This is a genomic window from Bifidobacterium ramosum (assembly GCF_009299505.1).
Classification (GTDB): Bacteria; Actinomycetota; Actinomycetes; order Actinomycetales; family Bifidobacteriaceae; genus Bifidobacterium; species Bifidobacterium ramosum.
Genome location: NZ_WBSM01000003.1, coordinates 140672 through 163550 on the forward strand (window position 1 = coordinate 140672; position 22879 = coordinate 163550).

Sequence of the window (22879 nt, forward strand, 5' to 3'; positions counted from 1 at the left end):
TCAAACGACGTCACCGAACGACACCTTAGAAATCGGACAGATGGAAGCCGTTCTTCATCTTCATGCTCGTGGTGTAAAGCACGGTGTCGAGCAGCTTGTCCGTCTCGGCCTTGAGCCGCTCCGCAAGCCGCTCGTTGGCCGCGGTGAGCACGTCGCGCACGGCCGTGTTCGCGCGCACCGCCTCGACGATCTCGTCCGGCTCCATCGGCTGCACGTCGAGGTCGATGTCCGCATCGAACTCGTCCAGACCGTCGATCTCGGCGTCGTCCGCATCGGCCGCAGCCTCGGCCACGGCTTCCGCGACCGTCGGCCACACGCCGTCCATCGCGTTGACCTCGGCGTCCGTCCGCGCGACGAACTGGTGGCCGAGCGCGCCGGTCAGCTGCTGGTAGCGGTCCACGAACGGGCGCGTGTCGGCGTACTGCGCGTCGCACAGCGCGGCGATCACGCGGTTCTCCCAGTAGAAGTTCTCGGTGGTCACGCGCGTGGTCGTGTCCTCGAAGTACTTCGGCGTCGCGTTGACGTTCGGATAGAACGGCACGAGCGTGTTGAACGGGTTGGAGCCGTAGGCGAGCCACTGGATCGCGCGGCTGACCTGCGGGCGGTACGGGCGGATCTGCATGACCGACAGCTGGCTCTGGCGGTTGATGCCGATCGGACGGTACATGTGGCGCGTGCGATCGTCGCCGAGCTTGCCGTACGGATCGTACGGGGTGCCCTGATAGTGATCGGACAGCACGTCCTTGATGTCTTCGATCGTGACCTTGCGTTCCGGCTGGCGCGCCCACGGGATGTCGTCGGACTCCGGCTTGTGGTCGGCGTCAGGGCCGTCCCACACCTCGTCGTACGGGTTGAGGAAGCGCTGCATCGACCATGCGCGCGGCGTGTTGTACACGTGGTCCTGGTCGGAGTGCGAGCCGAACGCATCGCGCGGGTTGAACGGCGAGGTCGCCTCGACGGACAGGTCGAGGTGGTTGTCCTCGATGAACTCGGCGAGGTCGGCGGAGCACATGTGGTTCTCCTGCTCGCCGAGCGCGTCGTCGAGGTCGAACTCGTCAATGCCGAGCTGGTTCGGCATGGTCACGTACGCCTCGTCCGGCACGCGCTTGGCGATCCAGTGATGGCCGCCGACGGTCTCCATCCACCAGATCTCGTTGACGTCGGAGAACGCGGTGCCGTTCATCTCGTACGTGCCGTATTCCTCGAGCAGGGCGCCGAGCCGCTGCACGCCTTCGCGCGCGGTCTTTACATACGGCAGCACGAGCGTGACGAAGTCCTCTTCGCCGATGCCGCCGGGGACCTCCGGCTCGTAGTCGGCGTCGCCAGGCTTGCCGTGCGCCGGCTGGAGTTCGACGAACGGATCGGCGCCGAGCACGCGCTCGTTGGTGGTGAGCGTTTCGGTGGCGCTCATCGCGACGTTCGCCTCGTTCACGCCGGCTTCGCCCCAGATGCCGTCCTTGGTGTCAGCGTTCGGCACAGCGGTGTACTGCAGCGGCTCCTCGTCGCTGAGATCGACTTCGACGTGCGAGATGACGCTACGGTAGTGGCGCGGCTGTTCCTCCGGCTTGACGACGACGAAGCGCTTCGGGTTGAACTCGCCGTTGGAGCTGTCCTCGTTACGGGCGATGATCGTGGATCCGTCGTAGCTTGCGTCCTTGCCGACCAGAATCGTGGTGCAGGCCATGTGTGTGCTTCCTTTCTGGAATGATTACGAGATCACGCTTTTCCGGTAACGAAGATACCGCCCTGGTCGGGGGTTTCGCCGCAGTTTCTCAGTGCGTGAAGCAGCTCGTTCATCCAGAATCCCTGATTGAGACCAGGCAGCGGCTCCTTGGTACCCCACACGTGCAGGTAATAATCGTGGTCCTTGTCCGGCGGCTGCGGACCGTTGTAGCGCATCGTCACGGCCGGGTCGTTGTCGCGGCCGACGAATTTGGACGCGGACGAGTTGCGGCCCTGCACGGCCTCCGGGATCATCGCAGGCAGCTGACGGGAGAAGTCCGGCGGGATCTGCAGCGCGTGCGAGTCGTTGAAGTCGTACATGAGCGCGTCGATCGGCAGGTTCGCGACCGTCCAGTGGATCCATTCGAATCCGCACACCGGGATCGAGTCGGGATCGGTGAACGTCCAGTGCAGGTAACGCACGTCCGGGGCGATCTGGTCGATGTAGAACGGGAAGGAGATGACGGGCACGCCGCCATTGCGGTATTCGGGCGCGGCGGCTTTCGCGAAGTCGTCGGGTACCACCGTGAAATCAGCGGAAATCTTCATGCCCTCAGTGTATCGCGGCCGTATGTAACGCAGCGTGGCGGGAAGCGCTCGCTGAGACACGTCTCAGCGAGCGCTTCCCGCCACGCGGGTGACCGCCGGCTGCAAAAACGTACGCTACGGGTCGATATATGTACGTTTTTGCAGTTACTGCTGCACAACCGTACGCCAAGCGATCCCATATGTACGGTTTTGCAGCCGATATCACAACGACGTCACTGCGTGGCCAACATACGTTCCACCAGATCGATCATGAGATCCTTCTCGCCGGGATCGCTGACGGCGATCAGCAACGTGACCGCCGCGAGATCGTTATTGGTGATCTGCGGACGACGGTCCTCGCCGAACGAATCCGCGTTTCGTTCGAGGAAGCTCACGAACAGTGCAGCGGCCGTCCGCTTGTTGCCGTCGGAGAACGGGTGGTCCTTCACCGTGAAATACAGCAGATGCGCCGCCTTCTCCTCCACGGTGGGATAGAGATCCTGCCCGGCGAAACTCTGGTAGATCACGCCGATGATGCGCTCGATCGCATCGCCCCGCTCCTGCCCGAGCAACGCATCGTCCGGGTATGCCCCGCGCAGTTGCGCGACGATCCGCCGAACATCGTCGATCGTGAGCTCCCACACCGGCCTGCTTTGGGGATCGGGGGATAGTTCGTGCGCATCATAGTCGCGAAGCATGTCCAGTCCCGGCAGATATCTGGATACGACGTCCGCGATTCCCGCGGCCAGTTGGTCGTTGCTGCGGGCGAGGATGTCGACGACCTTTCCCAGCTGTTCCAGTCGACGTTCGTTGATTGCGTAGCCGTTCATCAGGTATTGGCGGAGCACGTTCGTCGCCCAGCGGCGGAACTGTACACCACGCTGTGATTTGACCCGGTATCCAACCGAGATGATGACGTCGAGATTGTAGTAGTCGACTTGGTAGGTTTTACCGTCCCTGGCAGTTGTTGCATTTTTTGCAACAACTGCCTCATCACGGGATAATTCCCCTTCCGCGAAAATGTTCCTGATGTGCCTCGATATGGTCGATTTGTCACGACTGAATAGCTCTGCCATCTGATTGAGCGTCAGCCACACGGTGTCACCGTTTACGCTGACCTCCAGTTGAACGGAACCGTCGTCCGATCGATACAGTGCGATGTCCTTGACCGTCATCATTGCCCCCAAGTCCGAAAATTGATGGAAGCCTCAGTGTATCGTATCGCGGCCGTGCATAACGCAGCGTGGCGGAAAGCGCTCGCTGAGACGCGTCTCAGCGAGCGCTTTCCGCCACACAGGGGATCGCCGAGGAGGTCGACGCACATAAAACAACGGACATACAGCCGATTTCGACGAGAAATCGGCTGTATGTCCGTTGAGGAGGAGGAAGGGAATGAGGCTACGCAACCGTCGTTGCGGTCACGTACCACACGTATCGTGCAACGGTTTCGTCGCGACGACCGACCCGACCGCCGCGACGAAACCGGAAACTCACTCGGCCGGCTTATAGAAGTCGCCGTTGAGGGCCTTCGCGGCCTTCTCCTGCGCCTCCTCAAGGGTCCAGTTGGCGAGCTCGGCGCGCACGTCGTCGAGGGCCACCGGGGTCATCGACAGCGAGTTGACACCGATGCCGGCGAGCACAACGGCCAGATCCGGATCGGCCGCGGCCTCGCCGCACACGCCCACCGGCATGCCGTACTTGTTGCCGGCGTCGGCGATGAGCTTGATCATGCGCAGCACCGCCGGATGCCACGCGGTCTGGTAGTTGGCCACGGAGCCGAGCGTACGGTCGGCGGCCATGGTGTACTGGGTGAGGTCGTTGGTGCCGATGGACACGAAGTCGGCGACCTGCGCGACCTTGTCGGCCATGATGGCGATGGACGGCACCTCGGCCATCACGCCGACCTTCTTGAGGCCGAAGCTCTTGCCGAGCTTGACGAAGTACGCGGCCTCGTGCTCGTCGGCGACCATCGGGGCCATGACCCACAGGTCGGCGTCGGTCTGGGCGTCGGCGGCGGCGAGGGCCTTAAGCTGGCCTTCGAGCACGTTCATGTGCTCGCGCAGGGTGCGCAGGCCACGCAGGCCGAGGGCCGGGTTCGGCTCGTCCTCCGGGGTGAGGAACGGCAGCGGCTTGTCCGCGCCGGCGTCCAGCATGCGGATCACGACCTTCTTGCCCGGGAAGCGGCTGAGCAGCTCGGCGTACGCCTTGGTCTGCTCCTCGACGCTCGGCGGCTCGGAGTTGCCGATGAACAGGAACTCGGAACGGAACAGGCCCACGCCTTCGGCACCGTACTCGAGCGCCGGGTCGGCGTCGGCCGGCTTGCCGACGTTGGCGAGCAGCGGGATGTGGTGGCCGTCCTTGGTGGCGCCCGGCTTACCGCGCAGCTCCTTGGCGGCGGCCGCCTTGGCCTTGGCATGCTCGGCCGCGTTGATCTGCTCTTCGGTCGGATCGGTGGTGATGGTGCCGGCGGCGGCGTTGACGATCACCTGCTCGCCGTCCTTGAGATCGGCGGCTTCGGCGGCGGAGACGACCGCGACGATGCCGCGGGCGCGCGCGAGGATGGCGGTGTGCGAGGTCGGGCCGCCCTGCGAGGTGACGATGGCGAGGGTCTTGTCCATGTCGAGTGCGGCGGTGTCGGCGGGAGACAGATCCTCGGCGACGAGCACGAACGGGGTCTCGGAGTACGGCACGCCCGGGGCCGGCACGCCGAGCAGATCGGCGATGACGCGCTGGCCGACGTCGTGCAGGTCGGCGGCACGCTCGGCCTGATATCCGCCGATCGCCTTGAACATGGCTTCGATGCCGGCAAAGCCGTCGAACACGGCGCGCTCGGCGGTCTTGCCCTGCTTGATGAACGTGTTGATGCCCTCGGCCAGCGACGGGTCGGAGGCGAACATGGCGATGGCCTGCAGGATCGGCGCGGCCTTCTTGGTGGCCTCGTCGCCGTTGGCGGCCTCCTCGGCGCGACGGTTGAGGTCGGCGTTCACGAGCGCCAGCGACTTGGTGACACGCTCGATCTCGGTTTCGGCGGGAATGGATTCGGGACGCGGGGTATCCGCCGGCTCCTCCAGCGGGGCGGCCATGCGAATGACCGGACCGACCGCGACGCCACGACCAATGCCAACACCCTTGATTTCCATATGACTGATCTCCTGTTCTGCGGATGCCCGCCTAGGTTTGTCGCGAACCGTCCGACCGCGGAACGGCCCGTGGTGATCCACCAACATCCTCGCCGGTAAATCATTTTCAACCACCCGCAAGTATACGCCTATAAAACCGCGACACGCCAACAGTAAACGTTTTCCGAAAAGTCCAGCAAATCCGTGTTATACTCGTCAATCAGCAGCCAAAGCCAACCGCGGCCGCACAGTAAAACGCAACCGTACGCAACCCGTACCGCATCCAGACGCAAAGGAGTGTCCCATGGTTACCCGCACCATCACCATCAACGACCCCGTCGGCATCCACGCCCGTCCGGCCGCTCAGTTCGCTCAGGCCGTCACCGCCTCCGGCTGCACCGTCACCATCGCCAAGGAAGGCGGCAACCCGGTTCCGGCCGGCTCCATCCTGTCCGTCATGGGCCTGGGCATCAAGCAGGGCGACAACGTCGTGATCGACGTCGAGGGCGACAACGCCGAATCCGTGGCCGACAACCTGACCGGCATCCTCGTCGCGGCCGAGTAACGCCCGTTCCCTCCTATCCTGTCGATACGGCCGCCCGCAACGCAAACGGGCGGCCGTATTATATTCGCCCGAAGCAACCGCAATCCAAACCCACACGCCAGCAGCAAGGAGGCAGCATGGTCACGACGGCCAAACCGGCATCCGCCGCCGCTTCGATCACCAACGTCGCCGCGCTGGCCAACGTCTCCACCGCCACCGTCTCGCGCGTCCTCTCCGGCAAACGCACCAAGGACGACGACATCGCCCGTCGCGTCCGCGCCGCCGCCGAGGAACTCAACTATTCCGTCAACTACGCCGCCAGCGCCCTGCGCTCCGACGTGACCAATACCATCGGCCTGCTTATCCCGTCCGCCACCGATCCGCTCAGCGCGCAGCTGCTCGACGAGCTCGAACCGATGATCGACGTGGATGCGCAACAGCTCCTGCTCGGCATCGGCGCCACCCGCGAACTGCAGGCCGAACGCCTCGAATCGCTCACCGCCCGCAACGTGGACGGGCTCATCGTCATCCCCGCACCCGGCACCGACCCCACCGACACGCTCGAACGGTTCGCACGGCACACGCCCATCGTGCAGGTCGGCGGCCGGCAAAGCTCGTTCCGCACGTCGATGGTGTCGATCGACGAGAACGCCGCCATGGAGGCGAGCGTGCGGCATCTGGCCGAATCCGGAGCGCGGTCGGTCGCGTATCTGGCCGGCAAGGACGTGTCGTTCGAGTCCGCGGAACTGTTCGCGATGTTCCATACGCAAGTGCGGTCGCGCACGCTGTTCACGCGCAACGAGTGGAGTCAGTTTGGCGAGCGGACCGTGCAGCGCGGGTTCCATTGCGCGATGCGGCTGTTTGGTGACGCGCTCGACCGGTCCGGCCGCGACGACCTGTATCGGCTGCGTCCGGAGGCGCTGATCTGCTGCGACGATGCGGTGGCGTTCGGCGCGATGATCGCGTTGGATGCGTTGGATCTGCGCGTGCCGCAGGATGTGCGGATCGTCGGGTACGGTGATTCGCCGCTCGCCATGACGACGATGCCGCAGCTGACGTCGTTGCGTCCGCCGGTGCAGCAGATCGTCGCCGAGGCGTTGCGTCTGATCGCCGCGGGACCGGCCACGCCCGCGCATATCATGCTGCCGCCGCAGCTTATCATCCGCGGGTCGAGTCGCGCAGCGTAGCGACGGCCGCCCGCGCGATCCGAAACGATCCGAATCGCGCAATCCGAAGCGAACCGAAACAGATCAACCATCACTCCGCGTCGGTTCGACATCAGATCAGCATCAAATCAACCCAAGCCGCGTGAACGCGTCGAGCAACCCTCCCCGATCCACGTCGGCGGTCACGAAATCGGCCACCTCCTTCACGGAATCGGTGCCGTTGCCCATCGCCACGGCCACCCCGGCCACCATGAGCATCGGCAGGTCGTTGTCGCTGTCGCCGACTGCGATCGTGTCGGATTCGTCCACGCCCAGCGTTTCGGCGACGCCATGCAATGCCGAGCCCTTGGTGACGCCGGGAATCATCACCTCGCCGTTCACCTTGGCGAACAGGCCCATCGACCCGTTGATCACGGTCAGATAGTCGCCGATCGCCTCGCGCACGTCGTCGATGGTGACCTTCGACCACGGCGGCACCAGGAACGTGCCCTTGCTGGCCGGCACCAGCTCGCCGATCGGCCGGCCGAGCGCGCTGGCACGGTCGCGGGCGTGGTCGATGTCGTGCCAGTACCGCAGCGTCGACTCCCGCGACGTGCCGGAGAACCGCGAACGCACCTTCAGCCGCGTCAGATAGCCGGACGTGGCCCACATGCCCTTGGACGACTGCCACAGATAGTCCACGCCGAGCCGTTCGAAGATCTGCGTCACGCGGGTGACGACCTCGGGGTCAATGAACGCTTCGGACAGCACCTTGCCGCCGACCTCGACGTACGCGCCCGACGCAGCGATCACCCCGTCGAATCCGGGAGCGAGGATATGGTCTTCGATCTCCGGCTTCGCGCGGCCCGTGCAGATCATCACGAGATGATCATTCGCCTGCGCGGCGTTCACGGCGAGTACCGCATCGGCGGGGATGCGGTGGGTGCGGCCGACCAGCGTGCCGTCGATGTCCAGCATGATCAGTTTGCGCGGCATGACGTTGCGCTCCCTTCCGGGCCTGCGACCAGTGCCCGCGAGTACTTCATAGAGAACAAGTGTTCATATACACGACAAGGGCCGAGATGCATGCGTCATCCCGACCCTTGTCACTATCGGCGCTCAGCGATCCGATATCCGGTGGTTCACAGCTCCTCGCCGTTGCTGGCGATGACCTTGCGGTACCATTCGAACGACTTCTTGCGAGACCGTTTGTACGTGCCGTTGCCGTAGTCGTCGGCGTCAACGTAGATCATGCCGTAGCGCTTCTTCATCTCGCCGGTGCCGAACGAGATCACGTCGATGCAGCCCCACACGGTGTAGCCCATGACCTCCACGCCGTCGAGTGCGATGGCCTTGCCGACCTCTTCGATGTGCGAGCGCAGATAGGCGATGCGCGCGTCATCGGCCACGTAGCCATGCTCGTCGGGCGTTTCGTACATGCCGATGCCGTTCTCGACGACGAAGATCGGCTTGCGGTAACGCTCGTACAGCGTGCACAGCACGTAGCGCAGGCCGACGGGGTCGATCTGCCAGCCCCAGTCCGTCGCGGCGATGTACGGGTTGCGTACCTGACCGGGCAGACCGTGGCCATCCCAGCTGCCGACCGCGTCCGCGGAGACGGCGGCGGACATGTAGTAGCTGATCGAGATGAAGTCGACGATGCCGTGCTTGATGATGTCGGCGTCACCGGGCTCCATCTTGATGTCGAATCCGTCGCGCTCCCAACGATGCGTCAGGTAGTGCGGGTACTCGCCATAGCAGTACACATCGCCGAACAGCAGACGGTCGCGCATCAGGACTTCGGCATGCATCACGTCGTCCGGACGGCAGGTCGCCGGGTAGATCGGCACCATGGCGAGCATGCAGCCGATCTTGAAGTTCGGGTTGATCTCGTGGCCCTTGCGCACGACGAGCGCGCTGGCGACGAACTCGTGGTGGATGGCCTGCCAGACCTTCTGCTCGACCTCATGCGGGGTGTCGTTCGGGTCGGGGATGATGCCGGAGTTGGTGTACGGGAAGATCTCGGTGTGCATTTCCATCTGGTTGTTGACCTCATTGAAGGTCAGCCAGTACTTCACCAGATCCTTGTAGCGCTCCATCACCGTGGTGGCGAAACGCACGAAGCAGTCGATCGCCTTGCGGTTGGTGAAACCGCCCTGCTTGGCGAGGGCCAGCGGCATCTCGAAGTGCGAGAGCGTGACCACCGGCTCCATGCCCTTGGCACGGTAGTCGCGGAACAGCTCCTCGTAGAACTTGAGGCCGGCCTCGTTCGGCTCGGCGTCGTCGCCGTTCGGGAAAATGCGCGACCACGAGATGGAGGTGCGGAAACACTTGAAACCCATCTCCTGGAAGAGCGCATCGTCCTCACGGAACGTGTGATAGTAGTCGATGCCGCGCTGGTTCGGGTAGTTCTTGCCCGGTTCCACGCCGTCGGCGGTGATGACTCGCTTGACGCCGTGCGCGCCGCCGGTCAGCACGTCGCAGATGCTCGGCCCACGGCCGTCCACATTCCACGCGCCTTCCAGCTGATGTGCGGCGACCGCGCCGCCCCAGAGGAATCCTTCGGGGAACTTCATGTCAGGCTTCCTGACCCTTACCGTCGGCCTCGGTCTTGCCGTCGAGGCGCTTGTACAGGTCGATCATCTCGACGACCATCGCACGGAACACCTCCGCGGCCATCATCTGATCCTCAACGTGAGTGAGCAGCAGACCCATCTTGACGGGGTTGCCGGCCGCTTCACGCTGGACGAGGCCGGAGTGCACGGCGTGGCCTTCGCGGTAGCTGGTGTCGCCTTCCTCGAGGGACGCCTTGGCACCTTCGTAGTCACCTTCCTTGGCCTTGTTCAGGGCTTCCATGTAGTCGGACTTGGCGGTGCCGGCCGCGGTGATCAGCTGGAAGCAGGTGGTTTCCAGATCGAATGCTTCTTCGTCTGCCATTTCGTTACGCTTTCTGTCGGTTCGTTATCGGTTTGCGTGTCTTGCTTGTCGAGACTGTCGTGACTGTCGGATTCGGCGGCCGATCACTTGCCGGCGAGCTTGAGGGCGAAGTCGAGCACCTTGTCGCCGCGGGCCATGCCGTAGTCCTGCGGGGCGATGACCTCGACCGGCTTGTTCGGGAATTCCTTCTGGATGTCCTTGAGCATGTAGCGCACCTGCGGGCCGAGCAGGATGACGTCGGCGTCCTGGGCGTTGGTTTCGAGGGTGGAGACCGGCATGGCGGAGATGTCGAAGTCCTCGCCGCGCTTGGCGGCCGCGTCCTGCATCTTCTTGACCAGGATGCTGGTGGACATGCCATCGGAGCAGCACAGTACGATCTTCATGATTGATTCTCCTTTGAATAATGTGTGGTTTGGTTGTCGGTTGGACGACGTTGTGTTGTGTTGAATTATGTTGGGTTGCAGTACAGAGGGCCGTGTCGCCGATCCGGGGACCCGCGGCACGGCCGACTGTTCTTTCAGAGACAGGAGGGGTACGTCTGTATCAGTATCCGTCTCGCCGTGTCAGCTCGTTTGCACGAACCGATCACTCGGCGGTGCCGGCTTCCTGCTCGAGGCAGATCTTGTCCTGCATCTTCACGAACGGCATGTAGATGAAGACGGCGATCACACCGATGATGACCTGCAGCAGAGCGGCCTTCCAGCCACCGAGGATGATGCCGGAGATGATCGGCGGGGTGGTCCACGGCACCTGAACGGCACCGAACGGAGCGATGAAGCCGATGGAGATCGCGCCGTACATGATGACCATGGCGACAAGCGGGGTCAGGACGAACGGGATGAGCATGATCGGGTTGAACACGATCGGCAGACCGAAGATAACCGGCTCGTTGATGCCGAAGATGCCCGGCACGATGGAGAGCTTGGAGACGGTGCGCAGCTGCTCAGACTTGGCGAAGAGCAGGGCGGCGACCAGCAGGCCCACGGTCAGGCCGACGCCGGAGTACTTGCAGAAGCAGTCGATGACCTGCGGGGTCAGGTAGTGGTAGCCGTTGGCCTTGGTGTACGGGGTGACGCCGGCATCGAAGAGCTTCTGGTTGCTCAGGGTGTTGGCGAGCAGGAGCGGGGTGACCACGCCGGAGACGACGTTGGCGCCGTGAATGCCGCACCAGAACAGGAGGGACATGAGCACGATGATGATGATCGCGCCGCCCCAGGTATCGGTGAGGGACTGCAGCGGGATCTGGAGGATCTTGAAGATGAGCTCGGTCAGGGACAGGCCGCCGAACACCTTGCACAGGTGGTACAGGATGGCGGAGCCGGTGACGACGAACAGGCCCGGGATCAGGGCGGAGAAGGCGTTGGTGACGCCCTGCGGCACGGCGTCAGGCATCTTGATCTTCAGGTCGTGCTTGATGCAGGCGGTGTAGACCCAGCCGACGAGCAGACCCATGATGATGGCGGAAATGATGCCGTTGGAGCCGGTCCAGGTCTGGTTGAAGATGCCGGAGAGCTCAGCGGTCTTGTCGCCGAGGGCCTCGACGTTGTCCTTGGACAGGGTCATCGAGGACGGGGAGACGATGAAGAACGCGACGAGCGAAAGCAGACCGGAGGAGATGCCGTCGCACTTCTCGTTGCGGGCGTAGGCATAACCGATGCCGACCGCCACGATGATGGCCAGGATGTTGAACGTTGCAGTGGAGACCTGGTTAAGGCCGACGTTCCACATGTCGCCGAAAATACCGGCCATGAAATCGCTGTAGCCCTCGAACGGCAGGTTGGCGAGCAGCAGGAACAGCGAGCCGATCAAGGTTGCCGGCATGGTGAGGACGAAGCCGTCCTTCAATGCTACCAGCGCCTTGAGGCTGGCGAACTTCATGAAGCCATTCAGCATCGCATCGCCGATGGCTTGCATCTTTTCCTTCATCTTGTGTCTTTCCCTTCCTTGGGATGTCAGGGCGGCTTAGCCCCTCTTCCTTGTATGGTTTCCAGTTGTTCGCAATTTCTTGAGTTATTCGAATAACTATGGCTTCATTATATACAAGCGATTTACACCGAGTCAAATTGATGAAAACACGCGGTTTCCCAATCGAAAACCGTTGAAAACACTAGAGTTCGGCGCACCTATGATCGCAATACGACGCTCTAACGTCAAAAATTTATTCGAATAATTTTTTGACAATGTGACGCTATTCGTCATCGCAAGCGACACACGGCGCCCGCCATCAACGCATCGAGGCCATCGAGTAGAACCTTGCGTTCCTGTAGTGATACAGGTTGTACGAGGCATTGAACAGCCTGCCGTTCGACAGGAACGCGTCGTCCTCGATGCAGATCGCCGGATCCCCCTCTTTGAGCCCCAGCTGACGCGCGGCCTCCGCGCCAAGCCAGTCCACATGGATCACCTTGTCGGTGAACCCGAAACGCAGCCCCAGATCATCGCGCATATACCGGTACAACGATCCGGACGCTATGTCCTCGTTAAGAAAAGGCACATACTCCTTGAGATACCAAGCCGTCTCATAGCTGACCGGCAGGTCATCCACACACCGCAAACGCACCACGCGCCACACCGGAGCATCCACATCGCAGCGCATGCGCTTCGCCAGCTTCTCGTCCGTACGGGTCAATGCAAGCTCGCGCACCTGCGAAACAACCTTCCTGTCCGGGAAATCAGCCGCGATGCCGTAGGACGTGCTGATCGGCATGTATATGCCGTCGCGTTCCTCACGCACGAACACGCCGGAACCGCGCACCGGAAACACCTCGCCCGCCTCGGCGAGCACGGCGATCGCGCCGCGCACGCAGTACCGAGACACACCATACTGCTCGATGAGCTGGTCCTCGGTGGGCAGACGGTTCGTCTCGGAGAACTCACCCGATTCGATGCGACGCAGTATCTTGCCGGCCAATTCCCGCTGCTTCACGGTCATACGAACTCCTCGCCAATATCAGCGATTCCGCGATCACGCCGTCGCGCCGCTCAAAAATCGCATAACTTCACATTCTTCGAATAACTCAAGTATATGGCGCCTTATGCGCGCAACACATGCTTCCGCTCACTATGCATACATCCGCCCCCGTCGCCGGCACAACCGTACACCACGCCGCTCCATCCGTACGTTGTTGCAAAGCAACCAGCACAAACGTACAGATGGCGCCGCCCAGCGTACGTTTCTGCAGCGTTGCCAGCAGAAACGTACTCCAGCGACCGCTCAGCGTACGTTTTTGCAGAGAAATCAGCAGAAACGTACTCGTACGGACGGTATCGCGACCCGTCAGCGCGGAATCAGCGCACAGAACAACGCCTCGAACAGCAGCGTCGGATTGCCGTTGCCAGCCAAGCGACGCCGCGACGTGGCGATGTCGTCCAACCGCCGCACCGCGCCCTCGCGCGTCAGCCGCACCGACAGTTCGGTGATCGCCGACCGGTTCTCCAGATTGACCAACCCGACCGCATCCTCCGCATCGTTCTGCAGCACGGCCACGTCGCGGTACACCGACGCGATCGAGTTGAGCGCACGGTCGAGCACGTCGCGGCTGCGACGCGTGGCCCGCCGTTTGAGCTCGTCCTTCTTGGCAATCTGGTTGTACGCGCCGCGCAGGTTCGGCGGAACGCGATCCTTCTCCCCTAGCCCGTTGATCCGGCGGAATTCGGCCTCCGCGGCGGCGGCCTGACGGTTCACGTCGTCGTCGGCCTGTGTTTTCGCATTGTCGATGAGGTTGCCGGCGAGCAGCACCGCGTCGGACGCGCGGGTGAGGTTCAGCACGCCGACGATCAGTTCGTCGCGGTCGGACATGACCTTCTCGTCGGTGGCGTACAGCCGGGCGACGCCGATGTGCCCTTCCGCGAGCCGGGCCGCACGCGCGGCGACGTGTTCGGTGAAGCGTTTGTCGTCCGGCAAGGTCGGATTCACCGTATGCATGAGAAAATCGGCGACGGCGCGGTCGGACGGTACGGCGAGGTTGACGATGCGCGTGCGCGAGCGAATGGTCGGCAGCACGTCCTGCGCGCTCGGGGCGCACAGCAGCCAGATAGTATGTTCGGCCGGCTCCTCGATCTCCTTGAGCAGCACGTTCGTGGTGCGTTCGAGCATGCGGTCGACGTCTTCGATGATGATGATCCGCCACGGCGCGGTGCTGGGCATCTGCTCGCTCACGCCGATGAGGTCGCGCACCTCGTCGATGCCGATGGTGACCTTGTCGGTGGCGAGGACGCTCACGTCCGGGTGCGTGCCGGCGAGCACCTGGCGGGTGACCTTGGTGGGTTCGTCGCCCAGGCCGTGGTCGGGGCTTTCGAGTGCGGCGGCGAAGGCTTTGGCCACGTTGGACCGGCCGGAGCCGGGAGGCCCGCAGATCAGCCACGACTGGGCGATTGATTTCGGGTCGCCGGACGCGACGGCCTTGAGCTGGTCGACAACGGCCTGCTGGCCGACGATGGCATCCCACACGCTCATCACGCACCGCCTTGCGTCATTGGCGCCAGCAGGGCGTCGATATCCTCACGGATCGTCGACCACACGCCGTCGACCGGCTGGGCGGCGTCGATCACACGGAACCGGTCCGGTTCGGCGGCGGCCAGATCGAGGAACGCCTGCCGTGTGCGCGTCTGGAAATCGTTGCCGGCGGATTCCATGCGGTCCTCATCGTGCTGCAACCGCGCGTGCGACAAGGCCGGGTCCATGTCGAGCAGATACGTGCGCACGGGCAGCAGATTGTTGATGGCCCACATGCTTAGGGATCGGATGTCGGCGGCGGTCAGTTCGCGGCCGCCGGACTGGTAGGCGAGCGACGAGTCGAGATAGCGGTCGGTGATGACGACCGCGCCGCGTTCGAGCGCCGGTCGGATCGTCTCCGCCACGTGCTGCGCGCGGTCGGCGGCGAACAGCAGGGCCTCGGCGCGCGGGGCGATGTCGACGGCAGCGCCGTCCACGCCGTGCAGCAGCATGTGGCGGATCGACTGGCCGAGTGCGGTGCCGCCGGGTTCGCGGGTGACGACCACGGTCCGCCCCTGCGCCTCGAGATACGCGCGCAACCGTTCGACCTGTGTGGTTTTGCCCACGCCGTCGACGCCCTCAAACGAAATAAACAGTCCGGTCATGGTTCCCCACCTTAGCGCACGCCGGCTATTGCCATGCTTTTCTCAAACTGAGAGGCAGATTCCGACTCGTGCACGGGTCTTTCTCCAAACTGAGAGGCAGCCGTCTTGGGCATGCCTTGGATATATTGACACATTACCCCAAGTTAGGGGGTATATCACTGTTGTTTCTCCGAACTGGCTGCCTCTCAGTTTGGAGAAAGACCTCCGCATCCGTCGAAATCTGCCTCTCAGTTTGCAGAAAGCCGCGCTCCGGCTCCGGCTGCCACGTGCAAGAATCTCCCGCACAACAAACTGGAGGCCGGGCTGATGCGCCCGGCCCCCAGTCATCGTTACTCGGCTTTCGCCGCCGCGGACTTCCGCGTCGTCTTCTTAGCGGCGGTGCCAACCTTCTTCGCCGTGGCCGATGACTTGGCCGCTGTCTTCTTCGCGGCCGTCCCCGTCTTCGACGCGGTCTTGCGCGTACGCTTCTTCGCCGGACCGGCCGCACGCTTCTCGGCGAGCAGGCGGAACGCCTCGGCGGGTTCGATCGACTCGGGCGTGTACTGCTTGGGCACCGTGCGGTTGGTTTCGCCGTCGGTGATGTACGCGCCGTAGAAGCCGTCCTTGATGGTCACGGGCTTGCCGGTCTCCGGATCCGGGCCGAGCTCGCGCAGCGGCGGCTTGGCCGCGCCGCGCCCACGTCCGCGGCCGTACTTCGGCTGGGCGAACAGTTCCTTCGCCTTGTCCAGATCGACGGTGAAGATCTCGTCCTCCGAACCGAGCGACCGCGTTTCGGTCTTGCCATCCGCAGTGGTCTTGGTCAAGTACGGGCCGTAGCGGCCGTTGTTCGCCTCGACCTTGGATTCGCCGATCTCGCCGGTTTCCGCGTTCGTCTCCTCATACGTGCCCACGAGCCGCGGCAGACCGAGCAGACGCAACGCGTCTTCGAGCGTAAGCGATTCGGGACTCATCGTCTTGAACAGCGACGCCATCTTCGGTTTCGGCGCGGCGGCGGCCTTCTTCGTGGTCTTCTTGGCCGCACCGTCGGCGGCGCCCGCACCCGACTCGGCACTCGCCTCCGCCGGCACCAGCGCCACATACGGCCCGAACCGCCCGTTACGCACCTCGACCGTGCCACCCGTCGCCGGGTCCACGCCCAGCACCCGCGGTCCACCCGCGTTGTGCTCGATGAGGTCATGCCCGACTTCGACGGTGAGCTCGTCCGGCGCAAGCGTGTCCGGCAGGGACGCGCGCTTCGGGTTGCCCTCCGCATCCAGATGCTCCATATCTTCCAGATACGGGCCATACCGGCCAACGCGCACGTGCAGCCCATCGCCGATGTTGATCGTGTTGATCGCCCGCGCGTCGATCTCGCCGAGCTGCGCGACCTGCTGCTGCAGGCCCGCGTGCGCCTCGTCGGCGTTCGCGGCCGCACCCTCGCCCGAGCCGAAGTAGAACCGGGTCAGCCAGTCGCGCCCGGTTTCGCGTCCGTGCGCGATCTGGTCGAGTCCGTTTTCCATGTCGGCGGTGAACTCGTAGTCCACGTACTTCGGGAACTTCGTCTCGAGCAGTTTGATGACCGAGAACGCAAGCCACGACGGGATGAGCGCCCGCCCGCGTTCGTACACGTATCCACGGTCGATGATCGTCGAAATGATGCTCGCGTAGGTCGACGGACGGCCGATTTCCTTGGCTTCCAGCGTCTTGACGAGCGATGCTTCGGTGTAGCGCGCCGGCGGCTGCGTCTCGTGCCCGTCGGCGGTCACGTCGTCCGCGCCCATCTGCTGACCGGTGGCCATCGGCGGCAACGACGCATTCTCTTCGCTGTTCTTCGCGGCCTTGCCGCCGTCGTTCGCATCGGCCTTTGCACCAGTGGCCGTCTTGCGTCCTTCCCCGGTCGCCTTCATGAAGCCCGGGAATTCGATCACGGTGCCGGATGCCTGGAACACGGCCTCGCCGTACGTCGCGTCGGCCGGCGCCGACAGCCGCACGGTCGCGGTCGATCCGGTCGCGTCGGCCATCTGCGACGCCAGCGTGCGCTGCCAGATCAGCGTGTACAGTTTCAACTGGTCCGGTGGTACCTTGCTGGCGAGTTCGGCCGGGTCGCGGAATCGTGCGCCGGCCGGGCGGATGCATTCGTGCGCCTCCTGCGCGCCGGCGGTCTTGGTCGCGTACTGTTTCGGCGCGTCCGACAGGAATGCCTTGCCGTAGTGGTATTCGACGGCGTTGCGTGCGGCGGCGATCGCCTCCTGCGACAGGGTGACGGAATCGGTTCGCATGTAGGTGATGTAACCGTTTTCGTACAGTCCCTGCGCGGCGCGCATGGTCTGCCGTGATCCCATGCCGAGTCGGTTGCCGGCGGTCTGCTGCAGCGTGGATGTGGTGAACGGCGGCTGTGGACGGCGGCGGTACGGCTTGGTTTCCATCGACATGACGGTGAACGTGGCCGACTTGAGCGCCGCGGCGATCGCGTTCGCGTTCGTTTCATCGAGTTGGCAGACGTTATCGGCGAATCCGGCCGGCGTGAGTTTGCCGTCCGCGCCGAAGTCCTTGGATACGGCGAGTCGTTTGCCGCCGAGCGCGACCATGCGCGCGTCGAATCGCGCGGCCTGGCCTTCCGCGTCGGGTGCGGACAGTTCAGCGGTCACGTCCCAGTACGGCGCGCGGACGAATGCCATGCGTTCGCGTTCGCGTTCGACGATGAGTCGCGTGGCGACGGACTGTACGCGGCCGGCGGACAGGCCGGGGCCGACCTTGCGCCACAGTACGGGCGACAGTTCGTAGCCGTAGAGTCGGTCGAGGATGCGGCGCGTCTCCTGCGCGTCGACCATGTCGCCGTCGACGTCGCGCGTGTTGGTGAGCGACGCCTTGATGGCTTCGGGCGTGATCTCGTGGAAGACCATGCGCTTGACGGGCACCTTCGGCTTGAGGGTCTGCACGAGATGCCACGCGATCGCTTCGCCTTCGCGATCCTCATCGGTGGCGAGGTAGAGTTCGTCGGCGTTCTTCAACGCGGATTTCAGCTCTGAAACCGTGCGCTTCTTGTCGCCGTCAACGATGTAATACGGTTTGAACCCGTCCTCGACGTCCACGCCGAACTTGCCGAACTTCGCTTTGTCGGCGGCGGGCACCTGGCTGGGCTGGGCGAGATCGCGAATATGACCCACCGACGCCATGACGGTGTACCCATCGCCGAGATACCCGCCGATCTTCTTGGCCTTGGTGGGAGACTCCACGATGACGAGCTTGCTGCCGGTTGCCATGTCTTCTCCTTACATAATGCCTACGGAACGTCATATTAACCATGACGTGCGGCCAAAGCCCAAAATCACGTGTGCCACAACGGTTCCGTTCTCCCGGCTCCCCCTGCCAGGAGGAGCCGGTGAGCGCGGCGAGACCGAGGTGTCGGCCCGGCCAGCACCTACCGCCGCGGCGGCGCCGGCGGCGCGCCCACCAGCCCGAGCCGGCTTAACGGCGCCGCGGTCAGCTGCCGCATCGCGAGCGCCAGCCCGCCCACCAGCAGCGTCACGCCGCCCACACCGACGATCGTCGACAGATACGCGCCCGACGCCGACCACGCCGCACTCAGCGCGAGTCCCGGCAGCACCTGCCAGATCACGTACGCGGCGTACGCGCACGCGAGCAGTCCGCCCGTGATCATCACCGTGCCGACGATCTGGATGCTGATCGACGACACGCGCGTGCCCGGTTCGTCCATCGCGCTCTTCGCCGTGCCGGCGAGCGCCAGCAACGTCACGCCGCCGACCAGCAGCACCGACATGACCACGTCGGTCGGCCGATGCCAGCCGCCGGCGATCACCGACAGTCCGATCACCGCGGTGAATCCGGATACGATCAACGCGCAGACCGCACGCCATACGCGCGGCACGGCGATCAGCAGCAGCATCGACACGGTCGCTGCGAGGATCGTATGGCCGGACGGCGCGGAGTTCGCGTGTGGCGTCTGCGTGTCGATCAGATACGGCCGCGGCAGCAATTCCTTGAGAAACGTCGCCGCGTAGCACAGTACGGCGAGCGCGACGAACTGGACGAGCAGCAGCCAACGTTTGCGTACGATCGTCACGACGATTGCGACCGCGCCGAGCAGTAGCGAGACGATGACGGTGGGGTTGAGCGGCACCGCCGGGACCACGTAATTGTCGGAGATGAGGAACGGGTCGAGTGCGGCGGCGAGCCAGCCGGGCAGCGCGTCGCGGAAGCCGGTGACCACGATCTCGTCGTACGATTGGCCGGTTTCGGTGCGTACGCCGAGCCACCACGCGCCGAATGCGACGGCGATGAGCAGCAGACCGAGCACGACGCACAGGATGCGGCTGGAGACGCGCGGACGGACGGTGAGCGGGTCGACTTCGGCGAGTCCGCGCAGCTCGTCGTCGGGCGTGTCGTCACGGACATCGTGACCGTCGGCACGCGTGTCGCGGATGCCGCGATCGCGCGCGGCGTTCACAGTACCGTACGTACCGTGCGCGAGACCGTATGCACCGTCGTGCGCGGCGTCGCCCGACGTGGTCGGATCGGCGTCGGCATCATACGTCGACCAGGACGGCTGCGGGGCGAGCATGTTCACGGAACTCTGGGGATCGCGCACGATCGGCTGCTGTTCGTCACTCATACGCACGACTCTACTAGCCCCGCGACCCCCGTTCGCCAATAGCTGGCCAACGAGGACCCCGAAACCAGCTGTCCATTCGCTGAACCGACCCCCCTAACGGACATACAGCCGATTCCACCCACGAAATCGGCTGTATGTCCGTTAGAGAGGGAGAGGCGATGACAAGGAGCACGGCAGAGCGCGGCGATGCGCAGCACATGGCGCAAGCAATGAAAAACCTCCACGCACCCGTCAGAGGCCACTTACCCTTGCTGCATTCCTGCCCTGGGGGAGTTGGGTGACATAGCGCCGCGTGGAGGCTGTTACATAGTGTACAGCATCCCCGGACACCAGCCCGCCGGCATCACCGTCGATTTGTGAGAGTTCGGCAGAAGATCGCGGAGGAAACCGGGCGAATCGGTTCAATTCGCCCGGTTGTTCAGGGGCCATGGTTACGGTGGTACCCATGGTTTCACAGTCACGACGTACTTCAGGCGGCTCTCACCGGGCAGGCAGCACTCCGCGCTCGGCGAGCAGCCGCACGACCAGAAAACCAGCCGCACGGCACTACGGCGGCGGGTCGCACCGCGCCACCGGCCCCACCCGTCACAGCCGCGGCAACCGTAATCGTAACGGACGCAGCAGCCGCCATCCGATCCTCAAGTGGATCCTCATCATCCTCGGATCGCTGATCGGACTGGGCATCCTCGGCGGCGCCGGCGCGTTCGCCTACCTGTACATCACCACGGAAATCCCACAGGCCGACAAAATCGCACTCGCGTCGAAAACGACCGTCTACTATTCCGACGGCACCACGGAGATCGGATCGTTCGCCGAACAGAACCGCGAGATCATCCAGTGCACCGACCTGCCGGACTACGTCGGCAACGCGATCGTCGCGTCCGAAGACCGCACGTTCTACACGAACAAGGGTATCGATCTCAAGGGCATGGCCCGCGCGCTGTACAACAACGTCACCACCGGCAGCCGCCAAGGCGGCTCGACGATCACGCAGCAGTACGCGGAACGCTACTACATCGGCGCCACCACCACGTCGTACGTCGGCAAGGCGCGCGAGGCGATCCTCGCGCTCAAGCTCGCGCAGTCACAGGACAAAAGCGAGATCCTGTGCAACTACATGAACACGATCTACCTCGGACGCGGCGCGTACGGCATCCAGGCTGCGGCGCAGGCGTACTTCAACAAGGACGCGAAGGACCTGAGCCTGAATGAGGCCGCGATGATCGCCGGCATCATCCCGTCGCCGTCGTCGTGGGACCCGGCCGTGGATTCGAAGATGGCCACGCAGCGCATGAAGCGCGTGCTGAACATCATGGCCGAGGACGGCTACATCACGTCCGGAGAGCGGTCGAAGGCCGACTCGCTGCCGAAGACCGTGGAATACACGCAGAACAACGTGTTCGGCGGCTACAACGGCTACCTGCTCACCACGGTCGAGAACGAGCTGATCGGCTCGGGCACGTTCACCAAGGATGACATCGAGACGGGCGGCTACACGATCGTCACCACGCTCGACAAGACGCTGCAGGAGGAGATCCAGACCGTCGGCGACACGCGGCCGGACGGCATGCCCGAATCGATCCAGGTGGGCGGCATCGCGGCGGATCCGCGCGACGGCACAGTCAAGGCCATCTACGCCGGTTCCGACTATCTGACGCATCAGCTCAACAACGCCACGCAGGCCACGTTCCAGCCGGGCTCCACCATGAAACCGTTCGCACTGCTGGGCGCCGCGCAGGAGGGCGTGAACTTCAACACGCTGTTCAACGGCAACTCGCACCAGCATTTCGCGGGCATCACCGCCGAGGTGAACAACGCGCTCGGCAACAACTGGGGCAACATCAACCTGTATCAGGCCACCGCGAACTCGGTGAACACGGTGTTCATGAACGTCAACGAGCATCTCACGCCGCAGCGCACCGCCGAGATCGCGCATCAGGCCGGCATCGAGAGCGACATCGACGAGACGTCGCCGTATAACGTGCTCGGCATCAACGCGAGCACCGTGTGGGACCTCACGCAGGGCCATTCGACGATCGCCGCGAACGGCGTGAAGAACACGCTGCACGTCGTCGCCACGGTGACCGACTCCGCCAAGAAGGAGGTCTACAAGACCAACGCGGAGAACGAGAAGGTCTTTGATGCGAACGATTGCGCGCTCGTGCAGAAGGCCATGCAGGGTACGACGACGAACGGTACGGCTGCCGGTACGGCGGCGGCGCTCGGCCGCGCGGTCGCCGGCAAGTCGGGTACGGCGAACGACGAGACCGCCGCGTCGTTCGTGGGATACGTGCCGCAGTTGATCAACGTGTGGGCGATCTGGAACCCGGCCGACGACGGTACGCCGCAGGTGGTGCCCGAGTTCGCAGGGTACGGCGTGTCGTCGACCGGCTATCCGGCGCACCTGTTCACCGAATTCATGACGCAGGCGCTGAGCGGCGTGGAGGTCGAGAACTTCCCTACCGCGACCGACGACGGCAAGATCGGCGGTCCGGACGGCACGTGGGGTCTTGGTTCGACGTACTACCAGCAACAGCAGGACGCGGCCAAGAAGAAGGCGCAGGAGGAGGCCGACGCGAAGAAGAAGGCCGAGGAGCAGCAGAGCCAGCAGTCGCAGTCCGGCACCGGTGCGGGTGATGGGTCAGGTGACGGCAATTCCTCGTCCACAAACGACGGCAACAGTACGACGGGCGGCAACAGCGGCACCGGAACCGGCAACGGATCCACAACCGACGGAAGCACGGGTACCGGAGGCACCGGCTCGACCGAAGGCGGCACCGGAACCGGCAATACCGGCGGCACCGGCAGTACGGACACCGGTTCGACCGGCAACGGCGACAGTGATTCGACCGCCAACGGCAATGCCGGCACGAACGACTCGGCCGGCTCTACCAACCAGTAACGTCGCTTTTCTCGCCGCACTGACGGGCATCTGCCGTATCGAGCGTCCCAACGTCGAACGGCCCCGACCCTCTAACGGACATACAGCCGATTCAGGGCACGAAATCGACTGTATGTCCGTTGAACAGTGAACGCATGCCGTCGCAGACGTTCCCGGCGTCGAACAGACCACTCCCCCACCTCAACGGACATACAGCCGATTCCATACCCTGAATCGGCTGTATGTCCGTTGGGTGTATCAGGCAGACCGCAACGGCATCTCTACGCCCGT

17 protein-coding genes and 1 other RNA gene are annotated in these 22879 nt (G+C 63.9%); 3 read left to right on the plus strand and 15 right to left on the minus strand.

The features are described from left to right. Positions 1-25 precede the first annotated feature (25 nt). The 4 genes from DSM100688_RS04730 to ptsP all read right to left on the minus strand — a co-directional run bounded on the left by DSM100688_RS04730 (position 26) and on the right by ptsP (position 5390). Positions 26-1684, minus strand: a complete 1659-nt coding sequence (locus tag DSM100688_RS04730) for a C69 family dipeptidase (RefSeq protein WP_152358001.1) — start codon at positions 1682-1684, stop codon at positions 26-28. Positions 1685-1716: 32 nt separating this feature from the next. After that, positions 1717-2271 carry a YbhB/YbcL family Raf kinase inhibitor-like protein gene (locus tag DSM100688_RS04735; RefSeq protein WP_152358002.1) on the minus strand — a complete coding sequence of 185 codons (555 nt, stop codon included), beginning with the start codon at positions 2269-2271 and terminating at the stop codon, positions 1717-1719. 212 nt (positions 2272-2483) lie between these two features. Further along, entirely contained in the window at positions 2484-3428 is a 945-nt protein-coding gene (locus DSM100688_RS04740) for a virulence RhuM family protein/type II toxin-antitoxin system death-on-curing family toxin (RefSeq protein WP_152358003.1), read from the minus strand. Positions 3429-3740: 312 nt separating this feature from the next. After that, positions 3741-5390, minus strand: a complete 1650-nt coding sequence (gene ptsP, locus DSM100688_RS04745) for a phosphoenolpyruvate--protein phosphotransferase (protein ID WP_152358004.1) — start codon at positions 5388-5390, stop codon at positions 3741-3743. A 283-nt stretch (positions 5391-5673) separates the two neighbouring features. Here ptsP and DSM100688_RS04750 point away from each other — a divergent pair, with 283 nt between their 5' ends. Further along, entirely contained in the window at positions 5674-5934 is a 261-nt protein-coding gene (locus DSM100688_RS04750; protein WP_152358005.1) for an HPr family phosphocarrier protein, read from the plus strand. Between the two features lie 116 nt (positions 5935-6050). After that, positions 6051-7100 (plus strand): LacI family DNA-binding transcriptional regulator, encoded by a 1050-nt coding sequence (locus DSM100688_RS04755; RefSeq protein WP_152358006.1) that lies wholly within the window; start codon positions 6051-6053, stop codon positions 7098-7100. A gap of 102 nt (positions 7101-7202) precedes the next feature. Here the strand turns inward: DSM100688_RS04755 and DSM100688_RS04760 are convergent, their stop codons facing one another. From DSM100688_RS04760 to ffs, 11 genes are all read right to left on the minus strand, one after another. Next, positions 7203-8054: an HAD family hydrolase gene (locus DSM100688_RS04760; RefSeq protein WP_152358007.1), complete on the minus strand. Its 852-nt coding sequence runs from the start codon at positions 8052-8054 to the stop codon at positions 7203-7205. A gap of 146 nt (positions 8055-8200) precedes the next feature. Next, positions 8201-9634 (minus strand): 6-phospho-beta-glucosidase, encoded by a 1434-nt coding sequence (locus DSM100688_RS04765; protein ID WP_152358008.1) that lies wholly within the window; start codon positions 9632-9634, stop codon positions 8201-8203. A 1-nt stretch (position 9635) separates the two neighbouring features. Further along, positions 9636-9995 carry a PTS sugar transporter subunit IIA gene (locus tag DSM100688_RS04770; RefSeq protein ID WP_152358009.1) on the minus strand — a complete coding sequence of 120 codons (360 nt, stop codon included), beginning with the start codon at positions 9993-9995 and terminating at the stop codon, positions 9636-9638. A gap of 83 nt (positions 9996-10078) precedes the next feature. Continuing rightward, positions 10079-10378, minus strand: a complete 300-nt coding sequence (locus DSM100688_RS04775; RefSeq protein ID WP_152358010.1) for a PTS sugar transporter subunit IIB — start codon at positions 10376-10378, stop codon at positions 10079-10081. 202 nt (positions 10379-10580) lie between these two features. Beyond that, a complete protein-coding gene (locus DSM100688_RS04780) occupies positions 10581-11921 on the minus strand; it encodes a PTS sugar transporter subunit IIC (protein ID WP_204316659.1) in 1341 nt (446 codons plus the stop codon). A 298-nt stretch (positions 11922-12219) separates the two neighbouring features. Continuing rightward, a complete protein-coding gene (locus DSM100688_RS04785; RefSeq protein WP_152358011.1) occupies positions 12220-12927 on the minus strand; it encodes a GntR family transcriptional regulator in 708 nt (235 codons plus the stop codon). Positions 12928-13272: 345 nt separating this feature from the next. Further along, positions 13273-14451 (minus strand): DNA polymerase III subunit delta', encoded by a 1179-nt coding sequence (locus DSM100688_RS04790; RefSeq protein WP_152358012.1) that lies wholly within the window; start codon positions 14449-14451, stop codon positions 13273-13275. Then, positions 14451-15095: a dTMP kinase gene (gene tmk, locus DSM100688_RS04795; RefSeq protein ID WP_152358013.1), complete on the minus strand. Its 645-nt coding sequence runs from the start codon at positions 15093-15095 to the stop codon at positions 14451-14453. The genes DSM100688_RS04790 and tmk overlap by 1 nt, the downstream gene beginning before the upstream one ends. 329 nt (positions 15096-15424) lie before the next feature. Beyond that, positions 15425-18337, minus strand: coding sequence for a type I DNA topoisomerase (topA, locus tag DSM100688_RS04800; RefSeq protein ID WP_152358014.1), 2913 nt, complete (start codon positions 18335-18337; stop codon positions 15425-15427). A 158-nt stretch (positions 18338-18495) separates the two neighbouring features. After that, a complete protein-coding gene (locus tag DSM100688_RS04805; protein ID WP_152358015.1) occupies positions 18496-19707 on the minus strand; it encodes a phosphatase PAP2 family protein in 1212 nt (403 codons plus the stop codon). 209 nt (positions 19708-19916) lie between these two features. After that, positions 19917-20011, minus strand: an RNA gene (ffs, locus tag DSM100688_RS04810) — signal recognition particle sRNA small type. Between the two features lie 141 nt (positions 20012-20152). Here ffs and DSM100688_RS04815 point away from each other — a divergent pair. Then, positions 20153-22609 carry a transglycosylase domain-containing protein gene (locus tag DSM100688_RS04815; RefSeq protein WP_152358016.1) on the plus strand — a complete coding sequence of 819 codons (2457 nt, stop codon included), beginning with the start codon at positions 20153-20155 and terminating at the stop codon, positions 22607-22609. Positions 22610-22879: the final 270 nt, after the last annotated feature.

Excerpts from the sequence above, each read along its gene's own strand:
- DSM100688_RS04730 (WP_152358001.1), bottom strand. The coding sequence starts at position 1,684 with ATGGCCTGCACCACGATTCTGGTCGGCAAGGACGCAAGCTACGACGGA.
- DSM100688_RS04735 (WP_152358002.1), bottom strand. The coding sequence starts at position 2,271 with ATGAAGATTTCCGCTGATTTCACGGTGGTACCCGACGACTTCGCGAAA.
- DSM100688_RS04740 (WP_152358003.1), bottom strand. The coding sequence starts at position 3,428 with ATGATGACGGTCAAGGACATCGCACTGTATCGATCGGACGACGGTTCC.
- ptsP (WP_152358004.1), bottom strand. The coding sequence starts at position 5,390 with ATGGAAATCAAGGGTGTTGGCATTGGTCGTGGCGTCGCGGTCGGTCCG.
- DSM100688_RS04750 (WP_152358005.1), top strand. The coding sequence starts at position 5,674 with ATGGTTACCCGCACCATCACCATCAACGACCCCGTCGGCATCCACGCC.
- DSM100688_RS04755 (WP_152358006.1), top strand. The coding sequence starts at position 6,051 with ATGGTCACGACGGCCAAACCGGCATCCGCCGCCGCTTCGATCACCAAC.
- DSM100688_RS04760 (WP_152358007.1), bottom strand. The coding sequence starts at position 8,054 with ATGCCGCGCAAACTGATCATGCTGGACATCGACGGCACGCTGGTCGGC.
- DSM100688_RS04765 (WP_152358008.1), bottom strand. The coding sequence starts at position 9,634 with ATGAAGTTCCCCGAAGGATTCCTCTGGGGCGGCGCGGTCGCCGCACAT.
- DSM100688_RS04770 (WP_152358009.1), bottom strand. The coding sequence starts at position 9,995 with ATGGCAGACGAAGAAGCATTCGATCTGGAAACCACCTGCTTCCAGCTG.
- DSM100688_RS04775 (WP_152358010.1), bottom strand. The coding sequence starts at position 10,378 with ATGAAGATCGTACTGTGCTGCTCCGATGGCATGTCCACCAGCATCCTG.
- DSM100688_RS04780 (WP_204316659.1), bottom strand. The coding sequence starts at position 11,921 with ATGAAGGAAAAGATGCAAGCCATCGGCGATGCGATGCTGAATGGCTTC.
- DSM100688_RS04785 (WP_152358011.1), bottom strand. The coding sequence starts at position 12,927 with ATGACCGTGAAGCAGCGGGAATTGGCCGGCAAGATACTGCGTCGCATC.
- DSM100688_RS04790 (WP_152358012.1), bottom strand. The coding sequence starts at position 14,451 with ATGAGCGTGTGGGATGCCATCGTCGGCCAGCAGGCCGTTGTCGACCAG.
- tmk (WP_152358013.1), bottom strand. The coding sequence starts at position 15,095 with ATGACCGGACTGTTTATTTCGTTTGAGGGCGTCGACGGCGTGGGCAAA.
- topA (WP_152358014.1), bottom strand. The coding sequence starts at position 18,337 with ATGGCAACCGGCAGCAAGCTCGTCATCGTGGAGTCTCCCACCAAGGCC.
- DSM100688_RS04805 (WP_152358015.1), bottom strand. The coding sequence starts at position 19,707 with ATGAGTGACGAACAGCAGCCGATCGTGCGCGATCCCCAGAGTTCCGTG.
- DSM100688_RS04815 (WP_152358016.1), top strand. The coding sequence starts at position 20,153 with ATGGTTTCACAGTCACGACGTACTTCAGGCGGCTCTCACCGGGCAGGC.